The sequence below is a fragment of the Microbacterium sp. NPDC057944 genome (assembly GCF_042887445.1).
In the GTDB taxonomy this organism is placed as follows: Bacteria; Actinomycetota; Actinomycetes; order Actinomycetales; family Microbacteriaceae; genus Microbacterium; species Microbacterium natoriense.
The window spans coordinates 860,406-876,343 of sequence record NZ_JBHVPJ010000001.1; the positions used below are offsets into that span (position 1 = coordinate 860,406).

Consider the following 15,938-nt stretch of genomic DNA (forward strand, 5'->3'; position numbering starts at 1 on the left):
TAGCCCACAATCTAGCGGCTGGGATATCTCTGAAGGAGGACGTCGAGACGACGATCCGCAGACGATCGGATGCAGGGCCGGCCATCGCGCATCCACTCGTCTGACCGCAGAAGGAACCAGGAAGGGACACATCATGAAGAAGTCGAATCTCCTGATCAGGGCAGCGGTCATCGCGTCCCTGGTCGTCGGCGGACTGGCATTCGGCGCGGCATCGCCCGCGTCGGCCGCGACGATCGTCGGAACGCCGAATCTGACGGCGTACTGCAAGGTCAACGTCGGGGCTGTCTGGTACGCGCAGACCCAGTCGCTGGTCTCGCCCTATTACTGGCGGTGCACGAACAGCGCAACCCACGCGCTGATCCAGATCGACGTCAACAAGGCGTGCCGCCAGCAGTTCGGCACCACCTCGTACGCGATCGTCGTGGCGAACAACCCGAACGGATGGCGTTGCGTCCGCTGATCGAATGGGGAACGGTGAGGGCTCTCGGACGCGAGGGCCCTCATCTTCGCGAACGACGGATGCCGTGGCGGGAGTCGACGGAGAGCGAAACGGCTCGGTCCGCGGGAGAGATTCGCCGGGCGGCCGTCCGCAGAGTGATCCTGGTGCGGATCCCCGCGGACCTAGACTGAGGCGAAATGCCATCAACCGGGGGTGTCGATGCTGTTCACACTGACCTACGAGCCGGATGGGGACGTCGACGCGACCGTCCTCGGCTACCTGCTGCACAAGCATCCGGCGAAGGTGCAGACCTTCTCCGCCCCCGTCGGCGACATCCACGTCTTCTACCCGGAGGCGACGGCCGAACGCACGACCGCGGCGGTGCTCGTGGAGGTCGATCCCATCGGACTCGTACGGAGCAAGCGGTTCCGGGGCGATGCCGGAGCACTCGACCACTACGTCAACGACCGCCCGTACGTGGCGTCGAGCATGCTGGCCGTCGCGATCGGCACGGTGTTCCGCACGGCGATGACCGGCCGCAGCGACTCGTATCCCGAACTCGCCGAGTCACCCCTGCCGCTGCGCATCGACGTGCCGGTGGTCTCCACCCGCGGCGGAGAAGACGACCTGGTGCGTCGCATGTTCGAGCCGTGCGGCTGGGATGTCGTCGAGCAGAGCATCCCACTCGATCCCGCCTACCCGGACTGGGGAGACTCGCGCTACAGCTCGGTCACCCTGAGCGGACGTGTCCGACTGGCGGATGCCCTGCGACAGCTCTACGTCCTGCTTCCGGTGCTCGACGACACCAAGCACTACTGGGTCGGCGATGACGAGATCTCGAAGCTGGAACGCGCGGGAGAGGGGTGGCTCGCCGATCACCCCGAGCGCGAGCTGATCACCCGACGGTATCTCGTGCACCAGCGATCGCTGCTCGCCCAGACGGCGGACGAGGACGACGCCGTTCGGGAGACGCCGCTGCGGGTGCATCGAGCGGATGCCGTGATGCAGGCGCTCAGGGATGCCGGCGCACACCGCGTCGTCGACATGGGATGCGGTCCCGGTGCGCTTCTCTCGCGGCTCGCGAGCGATCGATCGTTCACGAAGATCGTCGGCGTCGACGTGTCCGCGCGGTCCTTGGAACGAGCGGCACGGATGCTGCGTCTCGACGCCGCGTCGGATGCCGAGCGGGAGCGGATCGAGCTGCTCCACGGCTCCGTGGTCTACCGGGATGACAGGCTCCGCGGCTACGACGCGATGGTGCTGATGGAGGTGATCGAGCACGTGGAGCCGCCACGGCTGCGCGCGCTCGAGGATGCGGTCTTCGCGGGCGCGGAGCCCGCCTCGGTGATCGTGACGACGCCGAACGCGGAGTACAACGCGCTGTATCCGACGTTGGGATCCGGCGGTCACCGCCACGACGATCATCGGTTCGAGTGGACGCGTGAGCAGTTCCGCGACTGGGCTGACGCCGCCTCCTCCCGCCACGGATACACGGTCGAGTATCGCCCGATCGGAGAAGAGGACGCCATGCTCGGATCACCGACTCAGCTCGCACTCTTCCGGCGGGAGGTGGCCGCATGACCGTGCTCGACATCCCCGCTGCATCGCTCGTCGTGCTCGTCGGCGCCTCGGGGTCGGGTAAGTCGACCTTCGCGCGCGACCACTTCGGCCCCTACGAGACACTGTCCAGCGACTCGTTCCGCGGTCTCGTCGCGAACGACGAGACCGATCAGTCGGCTACGGCGGCGGCATTCGATGCGCTGCAGTACGTCGCCGGCAAACGGCTTGCCGCCGGACTTCTCACCGTGATCGACGCCACGAGCGTGCAACCTGACGCGCGTCGCAAGCTCGTGGAACTCGCCAAGGCGCACGATGTGCTCCCCGTCGCCATCGTGTTCGACCTGCCTGAGTCGGTGAGCAGCGCGCGCAATGAGATTCGCGCGGATCGATCGATTCCGGCCGGTGTCGTCAAGCGGCAGACCGATCAGCTGCGCCGCGGCCTGCGTCACCTCGCGAAGGAGGGATTCCGCAAGGTGCACATCCTCCGCACTCCCGAGGATGTCGCGTCCGTGACGATCACGCGCACCCGGCTGCTCAACGATCGGTCGGATGAGCACGGCCCCTTCGACGTCATCGGCGATGTGCACGGATGCCGCAGTGAGCTCGAGGCGCTGCTGGGGGCGCTCGGGTACGCGCTCGCCCGTGATGAGCAGGGCCGGCCCGTCGATGCGACGCACCCCGAAGGACGTCGCGTGGTCTTCGTCGGCGACCTCGTGGACAGAGGACCCGACGTCGTGGGTGTGCTCCGTCTCGCGATGGGGATGGTCGCATCCGGCACTGCGCTGGCCGTGGCCGGGAACCACGAGGCCAAGCTCGTCAAGGCGCTGCGTGGTGCCAAGGTCACGATCTCGCACGGGCTGGAGGAGACACTCGCCCAGCTCGCCGGTGAGTCGGAGGAGTTCCGGAACCGGGTCGCGACGTTCTGCTACGACCTCATCTCCCACCTCGTGCTCGACGACGGTCGCCTCATCGTGGCGCACGCCGGTCTCAAAGAGCAGTACCACGGCCGGGCGTCGGGTCGGGTGCGGGCCTTCGCGCTGTACGGCGAGACGACGGGGGAGACCGACGAGTTCGGTCTGCCCGTGCGGTACCCGTGGGCGCAGGACTATCGCGGCAAGGCCGTCGTGCTCTACGGTCACACCCCGGTGCCGACTGTCGAGTGGATCAACAACACGGCGTGCCTCGACACCGGCTGCGTCTTCGGTGGCGCCCTCTCGGCGATGCGGTACCCGGAGCGCGGGGTCGTCTCGGTGCCCGCCGAGCAGGTCTGGTACGAGCCGATCCGCCCCCTGGTGGCGGAGACCCCTGCGAGGGAGCCTGGCGTGCTCAGCCTCGCCGACGTGCAGGGCAAGCTGATCATCGAGACGGGCACCCACGGCAAGATCGGCATCAAGGAGGAGCAGTCCGCGGGCGGACTCGAGACGATGAGCCGGTGGGCGACCGACCCGCGGTGGCTCGTCTACCTTCCGCCGACCATGTCGCCGCCGAACACCTCGGCGCGGGAGGGGTATCTCGAGCATCCCGCTGAGGCGTTCTCCTCCTTCCGCGACCAGGGCGTGACCGATGTGATCTGCGAGGAGAAGCACATGGGCTCACGCGCGGTCGTGCTCGTGTCGCGCGATCCCCGCAGGTTCGATGCTCCCGACGACTGGCGCGGGGTCATCCACACACGGACCGGACGGCCGTTCTTCGACCCCGTGACCGAGCGGAGCTTCCTCGAACGGCTCGACACGGCGCTGGAGCAGGCGGGGGTATGGGACGAGGTCGCCGCGGACTGGGTGCTTCTCGACGGGGAGATCCTGCCCTGGTCGCTCAAGACGGGCGGTCTCATCCGTGAACAGTACGCCTCGGTGGGCGCGGCAGGGGTGACCGCGATGAGCGCTGCCGAGTCCGTGCTGGCTCAGGCCGCGGCATCCGGCATCGACGTCGCCGAGCTCGCCGGTCGGACGCGCGCACGCGTCGAGGACATCGGTCTCTTCCGGGACGCGTACCGGCGCTTCGTCGGCGACCCCGGGGAGGTGCGCTTCGCACCGTTCCAGCTGCTCGCGGCGGGGGATTCGACGTTCGAGACCCGCGACCACGCCTGGCACCTCGCGATCGCGGACCGTCTCGTCGCGACCGCCCCCGACCTCATCACGCCTACCGCTCGGCTCCGTGTCGACCTCGGCGACGAGGATGCGACCGCGCACGCTATTCGCTGGTGGGAGGATCTGACGGCGGGCGGTGGTGAAGGCATGGTCGTCAAGCCGTTCGCGAACCTGAGCCGCACCGAGAAGGGTCTCGTGCAGCCGGGCATCAAGGTGCGCGGACGGGAGTACCTCCGCATCATCTACGGACCCGACTACACCGACCCCGCGAGCCTCGCGCGCCTGCGCGACCGCGACACCGGCCGCAAGAGGTCCCTCGCCGGTCGTGAGTACGCTCTCGGGGTGGAGGCCCTGCGGCGCTTCACGTCCGGCGAACCTCTCTGGCGGGTCCATGAGGCGGTCTTCGGCGTGCTCGCGCTGGAGTCCGACCCGATCGATCCTCGACTGTAGCGCGTCGTGGATTCCGCAGGGCTCGGAAAGGGGAGGACATGGGTGTGAGCCTGCGAGTAGGGCCGATCGCGTATCCGATCGGCACGGCGGCATTTCTCGGCGCCTTCTTCGACACCATCACCGTGCGTCTGGAGAGCGGAGCACGCGGAACCCGGTTCCCCCACCTCGCCACGCTGTACCAGGCGGGCAGCCTCGAGGCCACGCACGTCGATGCAGCGATCGCGGAGCTCGATCTTGTCAGGAGAGGCCTACGTCAGCTCCCGCCGTCCGCGGTCGTCTGGGACATCGACGATCCGACCGCCGCGCCGCCCTGGGGCCACGTGATCGCCCCCACGATCACCGACCTCGCGAACTACTTCATCACCTCGGACGGACGGCATCTGCTCGACGTTCTCACGATCGCGCTGGATGCCGGCAGACGACTGGAGCGGACGATCGCGATCGGCTGACGAGTGCGGACGAGCATGACTCGACCGCACTCTCGCCTGCCGTTCAGTTGGCGTTCTTGCGCTGCCAGACTCCGAAACGGTTGCCCGCCGGATCGGAGAGGTGCGCGAAGATGATCGCACCGTTGTCCACCGGGGGCAGCACGATCTGAGCCCCGTTCGCGATCGCCGCGGCGACGCTCGTCTCGACGTCTGCCACCTCGACGTAGAACACGGCCCACGTTCCGGATCCGATCCCGCTGGTGTCCCACAGTCCACCGGCGTTCCCGTTCACCATGGCGTATCCGGCGGGTCCGGCCGGTCCGAACTCCCAGCCGAAGACCTGTCCGTAGAAGGCCCTCGCCGCCTCGGGGTCCGGCGTGCCGACCTCGAAGTAGTTCACGGTGTTCATGCTCGACTCGCTCATCTGCGATCGTCCTTCCGATCCGCGGCATCGCCCGATGCGATGCGCTCGGATCGAGTCTGAGATCTACCACTGTGCGAGGGTCAAGCCACGAGAAGCTGACCGCTCTGACGGGTCAGCCGATGGGGACGTTGACCTCGGTCACCCACTTGTCGGGGTCCGCCTCGCGACCCGGCCCGACGACGTAGACGTTGAAGAGAGGACCGACCTGCGTGCGACCCTGCGTCGCGATCCACGCGCCGATCGATTCGGTCGCCCGATGGATACCGTCGAACCCGCCGTGGTGGGTCGTCCACGCCACCCTCTGTGCGGGAAGGTCGACCACCTCGAATCCGCCCTGCGGTGTGAAGGAGCCGCGATAGTCGCGCCAGATCGCCATCTCCACATCCTCGTCGCGATACTCCTCGTCGAAGTAGGTCGCACCGACCAGGTCACCGAACCCGGAGGGGTCGACGCCGGCCGCGGAAGCCATCAGAGTCCGCAGATCCGCCCACAGCTCGCCCTCGGCCGGATAGCAGGCGACAGTGCGCCGCAGCTGCAGTACGCGTGCGGACGGGAACAGCCGCTCGCTCACCACCGATCCGGTCGATCCGAGGTCTGCGGCCAGGGTCAGTGCGAGGTCTCTCTGCGCCGCGAGCTGACGAGCCGCCTCCTCGAGACCGGCGATATGCACCTCGAGCCGATCCCGGAGCACCGCGGGAGACTCCTCATACAGGGGCAGCAGTTCCATGATCAGCGCGATGCCGCACCCCGCATCGCGCAACGAACGGATGCGCCCCGCGATCCGCAGCTGTTCGGCGGTGTAGCGCCGGTATCCGGTGAAGGGATCGACCACGGCCGGGATCAGCACGCCCCGATCGTCGTAGTGCCGCAGCATCCGCACGCTCAGACCGGCGTAGCGGGAGAAGGCACCGATGTTCAGCAGCGGAGCCGAACCGTCGTGTTCCGGCGGACGCCGTGCGGGGTGGGTGTCCTCGTACGCGGTCATGGGTTCATGATGCCAGTCGTGGGATGATGGGGGCACCGCACGTCCGGGAGGAGAACGCACTCTCGGACGGAGAAATGACGCACGAACCTCAGCCCGAGCGTGAGATCTCCTCCCGACGGGAGGAGAAGGTGCTCTGTGTGGAGGGGCCTAGGAGACTCCGTGTGGGGGAGCCTAGGAGACTCCGTGTGGGGGAGCCTAGGAGACTCCGTGTGGGGGAGCCTAGGAGACTCCGTCGTCGGTGCTCCGCTCCGACTCCTCCCCGAATCACTCAGCCATATAGAGATGCGAAGAGGGCCCGTGCATTCGCTCGGGCCCTCTTCGCATCTCTGTGGAGCCTAGGAGATTCGAACTCCTGACATCCTGCTTGCAAAGCAGGCGCTCTACCAACTGAGCTAAGGCCCCTCATGGGGATTTCTTGAGTTAAGGGTGGGGCTACCAGGACTTGAACCTGGGACCTCTTCATTATCAGTGAAGCGCTCTAACCGCCTGAGCTATAGCCCCGTCAACCTCCAAGACTTTACCGGAAGATCCGACAAAATCCGAATCGAGGCGGGTGTGCGGCGGATGCCGGGCGTTTCGGCCCGGCATCCGCCTCTCGATCATCTGCCCGGACGCAGCGTGACCGTGCCAGCGGAGAGGGTCACATCGATCGAGTTCCGTGAGCTCGAGGAGTGGTCGAGCCTGTTGTCGAGCGTTCCCGCGCTCACGTTCTGGGTGATGTTGTACTCGCCGGCGGGGACGCTCAGGTCCAGACCGCCCGCACTCACGTCGATCGAGGTCTCGCTCGGCGCCGCACCGGTGAGCTCGACCGTGAGGTCGCCGGCCGATACGGCGAAGTCGGCCTCGCGCACGCCGTCGAGGAGGATGTCGGCGCTGCCGGCGCTCACGTCGGCGTCGAGAGACGACGCCGACCCGGAGATGTTCAGGTCGCCTGCCGACAGCTCGGTGTCGAGCTCCCCGAAGCGCCCCGTGACGTCGAGGCTGCCCGCGCTCAGAGTGAAGGACGCGTCGAGCCCCTGCAGCTCGGACGGAAGGGTCAGCACGACCGAGCGGTCGTCGTCGAACCAGCCGCCGAACCACCAGCCGAACACCGTCTCCGGTCCGCGGACGAGCAGCTCGTCCTCGTCGCGCTGCAGCGTCCAGGGGCCGCCGCGGCCGCCGGTCACGGCGAGCTGCGCCTGGTCGACGTCGCCGAACTCGACACGCACATCGCTCGCGCTCGCGTTGAGGTCGAGTTCCGAGACGCCCGTGACGTCGAGTTCCAGCACCGTGTCGCTGCGAGACAGATCTCCGGATGCGGCGACCGCTGCCGTCGCGCCTGTGCCGACCAGTGCGATCCCGCCGATCACGGCGAGCGTGACGGTGATCCAGCTCGTCCCGCCCGGTCGCGGAGTCGCAGCCTGAGGCTGGGCCGGAACCGGTGCCTGAGCCGGCGAAGACGCGGGAGGGGGAGTGAGGGGGTTCTGCTCGGTGCTCATCGTGCGGCTCCTGTCTGGCCTGCGGGCGGCGTCGGGCCGCCGGTGTTCTCGATGTGGGCGAGGGCGGCGAGCACACGGCGGTTGCCCGACTCGTCCGGCTCGAAGCCCAGCTTCTGGAAGATGGAGGTGATGTGCTTCTCGACGCTCGCCTCCGAGAGGAAGAGCAGCGCGGCGATCGCCTGGTTCGACTTTCCCTCCGCGATCAGCGCCAGCACGGTGCGCTCGCGCTCGGTGAGCCGCAGCATCCGGTCGTCCTTGTTGCGTCTCGTGAGCAGCTGCGCGACGACCTCGGGGTCGAGCACGGTCGCGCCCTCGGAGATGCGGGTGACCGACTCCAGGAACTCCGACACGTCGGCGACCCTGTCCTTCAGCAGGTAGCCCAGGGGGCCACCCTGTGCGGCGATGAGGTCGGATGCGTAGCGCTCCTCGACGTACTGCGACAGCACGAGCAGAGGCAGCGCGGGGTCGGTGGCCCGCAGCGCGAGCGCGGCACGGATCCCCTCGTCGGTGAACGTCGGCGGGAGGCGCACATCGAGGATGCACAGCTCGGGCGCGGCATCCGCCACCGCCTCGGCGAGGCCATCGGTGTCGGGGAGAGCGGCGACCACCTGGTGGCCGGCGTCCTCGAGCAGTCGCACGAGTCCCTCGCGCAGCAGGACGGAGTCCTCGCAGATCAGGATGCGCATGGCACGTTCACCTCCAGGCTGGTGGGTCCGCCCGCAGGGCTGTCGAGGCGGAACGTGCCCCCGGCGGCGAGGATGCGGTTGGCGATGCCGTCGAGTCCACCGCCGGGCTGCACCTGCGCGCCGCCCATGCCGTTGTCTTCGACGCGAGCCCACAGTGTGCCTCCCTCGCGAAGCCGTACGGTCACCCGCGCCTCGCTCGCACGGGAGTGCTTGGCGGCATTGGTCAGCGACTCGGCGATCGCGAAGTACACGGCGGCCTCGGCCTCACGGCTGCAGCGTCCGTCCATGCGGACGTCGAGATTCACGGGGATGTGGGAGCGGCTGGCGAGGGCCGACAGGGCAGCGTCCAGTCCGCGGTCGTCGAGGACCGAGGCGTGGATGCCGCGGGCCAGCTGCCGCAGCTCGGTGATCGCCGCCTTCGTCGAGGTGTGCGCCTCGGCGATGAGGTCCTTCGCGGCTGCCGGGTCGTCGTCGATCTTCTGATGCGCGAGCCCCAGCGTCATGCCGACGGAGACGAGCCGCGGCTGGACGCCGTCGTGCAGGTCGCGCTCGATGCGGGTGCGTTCGAGGTCGGCCGCCCGCACGGCGCCCTCGCGCTGCGCGGTCGTGGTGCGCACGCGCTCGGTGAGCTCGGCCTCGCGGCTCTGCGCCACGATCGCGAGCGACAGCGTGCGGTGCAGCAGGGCGAGACCGACGATGCCGGCGGCGCTCAGCACGACGCCGAGCGCACCGATCACCGGAGCCCATGCCGCATCCACGAGGGAGCCGAACGGGCCGTCCACCTCTCCGTCGCCCGCGAGCGGGGCGAAGGAGATGATGCCCGACCAGACGAGGGTCCAGAACAGGCGCAGCACGATCACGCCGGCGATGCACGCCAGCGTGAAGTTCGCGAGCGCCCGCCACATGCGGCCGTCGATGACCTGACGCCCGAGGGAGCGGGCCCATCCGCTGAAGCCGGGGCGATCGCTCGTGCGGCGACGCAGCGGCGCCACCGGCACGCGGTACAGCGAACCGACTCGCGCCACCTCGAACCAGCCGAGGCCGAAGAGCGCGTAGACGAGGCCGATCAGCAGGAAGATGCCGATGCCGAAGGCGAAGAGGAGCCCGAGTCCGGCGCCGAACAGGCCGGTCAGCATTCCGAAGATGCCTGCGCCCAGAACGCCGAGCGCGGCGAGATGGAGGATCGTCAGGAGGATCCGCAACGGCGGTCTCGCCGTGCCCTCCGGCAGTGGGGTCGCAGTCTGTGTGGTCATAGTCCCAAGGTACGGTGACGCCGCGACCCGCGACACGGAGGCACCCGGACACTCGGCTTCGGGTTTTCCCTACCCTGTACCATCGCCGGCTCCCCGGGTCTCTGGTTCACTGGCCTCATGACCACTCATGAAGGCGAAGCGCACGGTGCAGGACTCGGCCAGCGGCTGAACTGGCTGCGAGCGGGGGTGCTCGGCGCGAACGACGGCATCGTCTCGGTCGCGTCGCTCGTGGTCGGCGTCGCCGGCGCCACGACCGACAACGCGGCACTGCTCACGGCGGGGATCGCGGGACTCGTCGGCGGCGCCATCTCCATGGCGCTCGGGGAGTACGTGTCGGTCAGCAGCCAGCGCGACAGCGAGCGCGCGCTCATCGCGAAGGAGAAGGAGGAGCTGCGCACCCTCCCCGAGCAGGAGCTCGCGGAGCTCACCTCGCTCTATCGGGACCGGGGCCTCAGCGAGGACACCGCCCGCAAGGTGGCCGAGGAGCTGACCGCCCACGACGCGCTCTCGGCGCACCTCGAGGTCGAGCTCGGCATCGATCAGGACGACCTGGTCAACCCCTGGCATGCCGCCTTGTCCTCCGCCATCGCCTTCACTCTCGGAGCCCTGCTGCCGCTGCTCGCGATCCTGCTGCCACCGCCGGCGTGGCGGGTGCCCGTCACCTTCGTCGCCGTGCTCGTCGCCCTCGCCGTCACGGGTGCGGTGAGCGCGAGGATCGGCGGGTCGAAACCGGTGCGCGCCTCGGTGCGTCTCGTGCTCGGCGGCGCGCTCGCCCTCGCCGCGACCTGGCTGATCGGCACGCTGCTCGGCACCACGGGCATCGCCTGAGAACGACGAAGGGCGGATGACGCAGCATCCGCCCTTCGTTCTCTGTGAAGATCAGTTCGACATGAAGCCGACGAGCAGTCCGCCCGTGACCTTGACCGCCAGGTTGTAGATGCCGGCGACGACGGCGCCGAGCACCGTCACGACGATCAGATTGAGGATCGAGACGACCGCGGCGAAGGCCATGACCTGCGGGAGGCCGGCGACCTCCGACAGACGGACGCTGTTGTCGGTGAAGCTCGAGACGAAGCCGTCGACCTGCGTGAGGACGCCGGTGGCCTGCAGCACCATGTAGATCAGGAAGAACGACACCATGGTGACGATCGCGAGCGCGACGGCCGCCAGGAAGGAGAGCTTCACGGCCGACCAGAAGTCGATGTAGACCAAGCGCAGGCGGACCTGCTTGCCGCTGGTCTTGCGCGTGGACTTCTTCGCCAGCTTGTCGGCTACTGTGCTCATGCGTTTTCCTCAGGGGTGTCTGTCGTCTCGGGAGCCGCGGGGTCGGCATCCGTCTCGGCCTCGTCCTCACCGAGTCCTCGTTCGCCGTTGCGGGCGATCGCGAGGATGCGGTCTGCGTCCGTGGTCCGTGCGAACACCACTCCCATGGTGTCGCGGCCCTTTGCGGGGACCTCGGCCACGGCAGAGCGTACCACCTTGCCGCTGGACAGAACCACCAAGACCTCGTCGTCCTCCGCGACCATCAGACCACCCGCGAGAGTGCCCCGATCGTCGTTCAGCTTGGCGACCTTGATGCCGAATCCGCCGCGTCCCTGGACCCGGTACTCGTCGATCGCGGTGCGCTTCGCGTAGCCGCCGTCGGTGACCACGAACACGTACTGGCCGGGGGCGGCGACGGATGCCGAGAGCAGGCTGTCGCCGTCGCGGAACTTCATTCCCTTGACGCCGGCGGTCGCTCGGCCCATCGGACGGAGCGCCTCATCGGTCGCGCTGAAGCGGACCGACATGCCCTTGCGGCTGATCAGCAGGATGTCGTCCTCGGCGTTCACCATGAGCGCCGAGACCAGCTCGTCGTCATCGTTCAGACGGATCGCGATGACCCCGCCCTGACGGTTGGTGTCGTAGCTCGACAGGCTCGTCTTCTTGACCAGGCCGTTGCGCGTCGCGAGCACCAGATACTCGGCGACCTCGTAGTCGCGGATGTCGAGGATCTGCGCGATCTTCTCGCCCGGCTGCAGCGCGAGCAGGTTCGCGACGTGCGTGCCCTTCGCGTCGCGCCCTGACTCCGGCACCTCGTAGGTCTTGGAGCGGTAGACGCGACCCTTGTCGGTGAAGAACAGCAGCCAGTGGTGCGTCGTCGTCACGAAGAAGTGCTCGACGATGTCATCCGCCCGCAGCTGCGCGCCCTTGATGCCCTTGCCGCCGCGGTGCTGCGAACGGTAGTTGTCGCTGCGCGTGCGCTTGATGTACCCGTCACGGGTGACGGTGACGACCATCTCCTCCTCGGCGATGAGGTCTTCCATCGAGACGTCGCCGTCGAAGCCGTGCAGGATGTGCGTCCGACGGTCGTCGCCGAAGCGGTCGACGATGCCGGTGAGCTCCTCGCGGATGATGTCGCGCTGCAGCGCCTCGTCGGCGAGGATCGCGTTGTACTCGGCGATCTGGACCTCGAGCTCAGCGGCCTCGTCGAGGATCTTCTGACGCTCCAGGGCCGCGAGGCGGCGGAGCTGCATCGACAGGATGGCGTCGGCCTGGTCGTCGTCGATGTCGAGCAGCGCCTTCAGTCCGCTGCGCGCCTCGTCGACCGTGGGCGAGCGGCGGATGAGCGCGATGACCTCGTCGAGCGCGTCGAGCGCCTTCAGGTACGCACGCAGGATGTGCATGCGCGCCTCGGCCTTGGCCAGGCGGAAGCGGGTGCGACGGACGATGACCTCGAGCTGGTGGGTGATCCAGTTCGTCACGAACCCGTCGATCGCGAGGGTGCGCGGCACCCCGTCGACGATCGCGAGCATGTTCGCGCCGAAGTTCTCCTGCAGCTGCGTGTGCTTGTAGAGGTTGTTCAGCACGACCTTGGCGACGGCATCCCGCTTGAGGACGACGACGAGACGCTGACCCGTGCGGTCGGAGGACTCGTCGCGGATGTCGGCGATGCCGGTGATCTTGCCGTCACGGGCGAGGTCGCCGATCTTCACCGCGACGTTGTCGGGGTTGACCTGGTACGGGAGCTCGGTGATGACGAGGCAGGTGCGACCCTGGATCTCCTCGACGTTGACGACGGCGCGCATCGTGATCGAGCCGCGGCCGGTGCGGTACGCCTCGTGGACGCCCTTGGTGCCGAGGATCTGCGCGCCGGTCGGGAAGTCAGGACCGGGGATGCGCTGGATCAGTCCCTCGAGGAGCTCCTCACGGGAGATGCCGGGGTTGTCCAGCGCCCAGAGAGCGGCGGCCGAGACCTCGCGGAGGTTGTGCGGCGGGATGTTGGTCGCCATGCCGACCGCGATGCCGACCGAACCGTTGACGAGCAGGTTTGGGAAGCGGGCGGGGAGGACCGTCGGCTCCTGGGTCTGACCGTCGTAGTTGTCGGTGAAGTCGACCGTGTCCTCTTCGATGTCGCGCACCATCTCGAGCGCGAGCGGGGCCATCTTGGTCTCGGTGTACCGGGGGGCTGCGGCGCCCATGTTGCCGGGGGAGCCGAAGTTGCCCTGGCCGAGGGCCAGCGGATACCGCAGCGACCACGGCTGCACCAGACGGACGAGGGCGTCGTAGATCGCCGAGTCGCCGTGCGGGTGGTACTGACCCATGACCTCGCCGACGACGCGCGCGCACTTCGAGAACGACTTGTCGGGGCGGAATCCGCCGTCGTACATGCCGTAGATCACGCGGCGGTGCACGGGCTTGAGGCCGTCGCGCACGTCGGGGAGCGCGCGGCCGACGATCACGGCCATCGCGTAGTCGAGGTAGCTGCGCTGCATCTCCGACTGCAGGTCGACCTGGTCGATCTTGCCGTGTTCGTGTTCCGGCTCGGGGCGGATGTCGTCAGTCATAGTTCTCGTTCGATTCTTTTGTGGCTACCGGACTCCGGGATGCCGCTTCGCTCGCAGAGCGGGGACCCTCCCGCTTCGCGGGCCCCTCCCGATGCTCGCTCCGCGGCATCCCTGCGTCCTCACGTCATGCGTGGCGGTAGCCTCCGATTCGCGTGTGTGTGTATGTGGGGATCAGATGTCGAGGAAGCGGACGTCCTTGGCGTTTCGCTGGATGAAACTGCGTCGGGACTCGACGTCCTCACCCATCAGCACGCTGAAGATCTCGTCGGCCGCCGCGGCATCCTCGATGGTGATCTGCTGGAGCGTGCGGGTGGAGTGATCCATCGTGGTCTCCCACAGCTCCTTCGGGTTCATCTCGCCGAGACCCTTGTAGCGCTGGATGCCGGCATCCTTCGGGATGCGCTTGCCGTTGTCGAGGCCGTGCTTGAGCAGGGCGTCGCGCTCGGCGTCGCTGAAGACGTACTCGTGAGCCGAGTTCGACCACTTCAGGCGGTACAGCGGCGGCATCGCGAGGTAGACGAAGCCCGCCTCGATGAGTCCGCGCATGTAGCGGAACAGCAGCGTGAGCAGCAGCGTCGTGATGTGCTGGCCGTCGACGTCGGCATCCGCCATCAGCACGATCTTGTGATATCGCGCCTTCTCGATGTCGAACTCCTCGCCGATGCCCGTGCCGAAGGCCTGGATCATCGCCTGGACTTCCTTGTTGCCCAGGGCCTTGTCGAGACGCGCGCGCTCGACGTTGAGGATCTTGCCGCGCAGCGCCAGGATCGCTTGGGTGTGCGGGTCGCGACCCTGCACGGCCGAACCGCCTGCGGAGTCACCCTCGACGAGGAAGATCTCGCTGATCGACGGGTCCTTGCTCGTGCAGTCCTTGAGCTTGTCGGGCATCGCGGCCGACTCGAAGACGCTCTTGCGACGGGCCGTCTCACGCGCCTTGCGGGCGGCGAGACGAGCGGTCGCGGCGTCGATGGCCTTGCGGATGACGTTCTTCGCCTGGTTCGGGTTGCGTTCGAACCAGTCGCCGAGCTGGTCGCCCACGACCTTCTGCACGAAAGCCTTCGCCTCGGTGTTTCCGAGCTTGGTCTTGGTCTGACCCTCGAACTGCGGCTCGCCGAGCTTGATCGAGATGACCGCGGTCAGCCCCTCGCGGACGTCGTCTCCGGAGAGGTTGTCGTCCTTCTCCTTGATGATGTTGTTCGCCCTGGCGTACTTGTTCACGAGGGTGGTCAGCGCCGCACGGAAGCCCTCCTCGTGCGTGCCGCCCTCGTGGGTGTTGATCGTGTTCGCGTAGGTGAACACGTTCTCGGTGTACGAGGTCGTCCACTGCATCGCGACCTCGAGGGAGATCTTGCGCTCGGTGTCCTCCGACTCGAAGGCGATGATCTCGTCGTTGACGACCTCGGCGTGGCGCACCCGGTTCAGGTACTCCACGTAGTCGACGAGTCCGCGCTCGTAGAAGAACACGTCGTTCGGCTGCTTCGTGACAGCCTGGCCGTCCTCCTCCGTCTCGTACGCGGAGTCGGGCCGCTCGTCGCTCAGCTCGATGCGGAGTCCCTTGTTCAGGAACGCCATCTGCTGGAAGCGGGTGCGGAGCGTGTCGTAGTCGAAGTCGACCGTCTCCTGGAAGATCTCGGCATCCGGCCAGAACGTGATGCTCGTTCCGGTCTCGTCTGTCGCCTCGCCCTTCTCGAGCTGCTGCTGCGGCACGCCGCCGTTCGCGAAGCTGTGGCGCCAGGCGAAGCCCTTCTGCTTGACCTCGACGTCGAAGCGCGTGGAGAGCGCGTTCACCACAGAGGAGCCGACGCCGTGCAGACCGCCGGAGACGGCATAGGCGCCACCGCCGAACTTTCCGCCGGCGTGCAGGATCGTGAGGACGACCTCGACGGTCGACTTCGACGGGTCGGACGAGTGCGGGTCGACGGGGATGCCGCGGCCGTTGTCGACGACGCGGACTCCGCCGTCGCCCATCAGCGTCACGAAGATCGTGTCGGCGTACCCGGCCAGCGCCTCGTCGACGGAGTTGTCGACGATCTCGTACACCAGGTGATGCAGACCACGCGGACCCGTGGAGCCGATGTACATACCGGGGCGCTTGCGGACCGCCTCGAGACCCTCGAGGATCTGGATCGAGTCCGCGCCGTACTCACCGGGCTGCTGCGCCTTGGGTGCGGGTGCAGTGGTGCCCTCGTTCTCGGGGGTTCCCCCGTTGGTCGATTCCGTCTCGTCAGCAGGGGATTCAGGCGTCATCAGAGGGCATTCTCCACATCGATATTACGAACTCCCATTCTAAGGGGTTTTCGTCTCGATATGTGCGCTAGAAC

13 protein-coding genes and 2 tRNA genes are annotated in these 15,938 nt (G+C 67.7%); 5 read left to right on the top strand and 10 right to left on the bottom strand.

The genetic code is table 11. The features are described 5' to 3' along the window. Positions 1-133 precede the first annotated feature (133 nt). The 4 genes from ACFVRO_RS03840 (at position 134) to ACFVRO_RS03855 (ending at position 4,985) form a co-directional block, all read left to right on the top strand. The gene (locus ACFVRO_RS03840; RefSeq protein WP_386949448.1) at positions 134-460 is read left to right on the top strand and encodes a hypothetical protein; all 327 of its coding nucleotides are present in this window, start codon (positions 134-136) and stop codon (positions 458-460) included. Between the two features lie 198 nt (positions 461-658). Continuing rightward, positions 659-2,020: a 3' terminal RNA ribose 2'-O-methyltransferase Hen1 gene (locus ACFVRO_RS03845; RefSeq protein ID WP_386949451.1), complete on the top strand. Its 1,362-nt coding sequence runs from the start codon at positions 659-661 to the stop codon at positions 2,018-2,020. Next, complete coding sequence (locus ACFVRO_RS03850) at positions 2,017-4,536, top strand: polynucleotide kinase-phosphatase (RefSeq protein WP_386949454.1); 2,520 nt, start codon at positions 2,017-2,019, stop codon at positions 4,534-4,536. The genes ACFVRO_RS03845 and ACFVRO_RS03850 overlap by 4 nt, the downstream gene beginning before the upstream one ends. 44 nt (positions 4,537-4,580) lie before the next feature. Further along, on the top strand, positions 4,581-4,985 hold the full coding sequence (locus ACFVRO_RS03855; RefSeq protein ID WP_386949457.1) for an Imm70 family immunity protein: 405 nt from the start codon (positions 4,581-4,583) through the stop codon (positions 4,983-4,985). 43 nt (positions 4,986-5,028) lie between these two features. Here ACFVRO_RS03855 and ACFVRO_RS03860 read toward each other — a convergent pair whose 3' ends face one another. From ACFVRO_RS03860 to ACFVRO_RS03890, 7 genes are all read right to left on the bottom strand, one after another. Continuing rightward, positions 5,029-5,388 carry a VOC family protein gene (locus ACFVRO_RS03860; protein ID WP_386949459.1) on the bottom strand — a complete coding sequence of 120 codons (360 nt, stop codon included), beginning with the start codon at positions 5,386-5,388 and terminating at the stop codon, positions 5,029-5,031. Between the two features lie 112 nt (positions 5,389-5,500). Beyond that, on the bottom strand, positions 5,501-6,373 hold the full coding sequence (locus ACFVRO_RS03865) for a MerR family DNA-binding transcriptional regulator (protein WP_386949462.1): 873 nt from the start codon (positions 6,371-6,373) through the stop codon (positions 5,501-5,503). A gap of 329 nt (positions 6,374-6,702) precedes the next feature. Then, a tRNA-Ala gene (locus ACFVRO_RS03870) sits at positions 6,703-6,775 on the bottom strand. 25 nt (positions 6,776-6,800) lie between these two features. After that, positions 6,801-6,874, bottom strand: a tRNA-Ile gene (locus ACFVRO_RS03875). Positions 6,875-6,972: 98 nt separating this feature from the next. Continuing rightward, positions 6,973-7,851 (bottom strand): DUF4097 family beta strand repeat-containing protein, encoded by an 879-nt coding sequence (locus ACFVRO_RS03880; RefSeq protein ID WP_386949464.1) that lies wholly within the window; start codon positions 7,849-7,851, stop codon positions 6,973-6,975. Next, entirely contained in the window at positions 7,848-8,537 is a 690-nt protein-coding gene (locus ACFVRO_RS03885) for a response regulator transcription factor (RefSeq protein ID WP_223585469.1), read from the bottom strand. Before ACFVRO_RS03885 ends, ACFVRO_RS03880 begins: the two co-directional genes overlap by 4 nt. Beyond that, positions 8,525-9,790 (bottom strand): histidine kinase, encoded by a 1,266-nt coding sequence (locus tag ACFVRO_RS03890; protein WP_386949466.1) that lies wholly within the window; start codon positions 9,788-9,790, stop codon positions 8,525-8,527. The genes ACFVRO_RS03885 and ACFVRO_RS03890 overlap by 13 nt, the downstream gene beginning before the upstream one ends. 117 nt (positions 9,791-9,907) lie before the next feature. Here ACFVRO_RS03890 and ACFVRO_RS03895 point away from each other — a divergent pair, with 117 nt between their 5' ends. Then, positions 9,908-10,618 (top strand): VIT family protein, encoded by a 711-nt coding sequence (locus tag ACFVRO_RS03895; protein ID WP_386949469.1) that lies wholly within the window; start codon positions 9,908-9,910, stop codon positions 10,616-10,618. 51 nt (positions 10,619-10,669) lie between these two features. On the opposite strand, the gene ACFVRO_RS03900 is transcribed toward ACFVRO_RS03895, so the two are convergent. The 3 genes from ACFVRO_RS03900 to gyrB all read right to left on the bottom strand — a co-directional run bounded on the left by ACFVRO_RS03900 (position 10,670) and on the right by gyrB (position 15,864). Further along, positions 10,670-11,074, bottom strand: coding sequence for a DUF3566 domain-containing protein (locus ACFVRO_RS03900; protein WP_386949471.1), 405 nt, complete (start codon positions 11,072-11,074; stop codon positions 10,670-10,672). Then, positions 11,071-13,617 carry a DNA gyrase subunit A gene (gene gyrA / locus ACFVRO_RS03905; protein ID WP_344013736.1) on the bottom strand — a complete coding sequence of 849 codons (2,547 nt, stop codon included), beginning with the start codon at positions 13,615-13,617 and terminating at the stop codon, positions 11,071-11,073. The genes ACFVRO_RS03900 and gyrA overlap by 4 nt, the downstream gene beginning before the upstream one ends. Positions 13,618-13,788: 171 nt before the next feature. Then, complete coding sequence (gene gyrB / locus ACFVRO_RS03910) at positions 13,789-15,864, bottom strand: DNA topoisomerase (ATP-hydrolyzing) subunit B (protein WP_386949473.1); 2,076 nt, start codon at positions 15,862-15,864, stop codon at positions 13,789-13,791. Positions 15,865-15,938 lie beyond the last annotated feature (74 nt).

Excerpts from the sequence above, each read along its gene's own strand:
- ACFVRO_RS03840 (WP_386949448.1), top strand. The coding sequence starts at position 134 with ATGAAGAAGTCGAATCTCCTGATCAGGGCAGCGGTCATCGCGTCCCTG.
- ACFVRO_RS03845 (WP_386949451.1), top strand. The coding sequence starts at position 659 with ATGCTGTTCACACTGACCTACGAGCCGGATGGGGACGTCGACGCGACC.
- ACFVRO_RS03850 (WP_386949454.1), top strand. The coding sequence starts at position 2,017 with ATGACCGTGCTCGACATCCCCGCTGCATCGCTCGTCGTGCTCGTCGGC.
- ACFVRO_RS03860 (WP_386949459.1), bottom strand. The coding sequence starts at position 5,388 with ATGAGCGAGTCGAGCATGAACACCGTGAACTACTTCGAGGTCGGCACG.
- ACFVRO_RS03865 (WP_386949462.1), bottom strand. The coding sequence starts at position 6,373 with ATGACCGCGTACGAGGACACCCACCCCGCACGGCGTCCGCCGGAACAC.
- ACFVRO_RS03880 (WP_386949464.1), bottom strand. The coding sequence starts at position 7,851 with ATGAGCACCGAGCAGAACCCCCTCACTCCCCCTCCCGCGTCTTCGCCG.
- ACFVRO_RS03885 (WP_223585469.1), bottom strand. The coding sequence starts at position 8,537 with ATGCGCATCCTGATCTGCGAGGACTCCGTCCTGCTGCGCGAGGGACTC.
- ACFVRO_RS03890 (WP_386949466.1), bottom strand. The coding sequence starts at position 9,790 with ATGACCACACAGACTGCGACCCCACTGCCGGAGGGCACGGCGAGACCG.
- ACFVRO_RS03895 (WP_386949469.1), top strand. The coding sequence starts at position 9,908 with ATGACCACTCATGAAGGCGAAGCGCACGGTGCAGGACTCGGCCAGCGG.
- ACFVRO_RS03900 (WP_386949471.1), bottom strand. The coding sequence starts at position 11,074 with ATGAGCACAGTAGCCGACAAGCTGGCGAAGAAGTCCACGCGCAAGACC.
- gyrA (WP_344013736.1), bottom strand. The coding sequence starts at position 13,617 with ATGACTGACGACATCCGCCCCGAGCCGGAACACGAACACGGCAAGATC.
- gyrB (WP_386949473.1), bottom strand. The coding sequence starts at position 15,864 with ATGACGCCTGAATCCCCTGCTGACGAGACGGAATCGACCAACGGGGGA.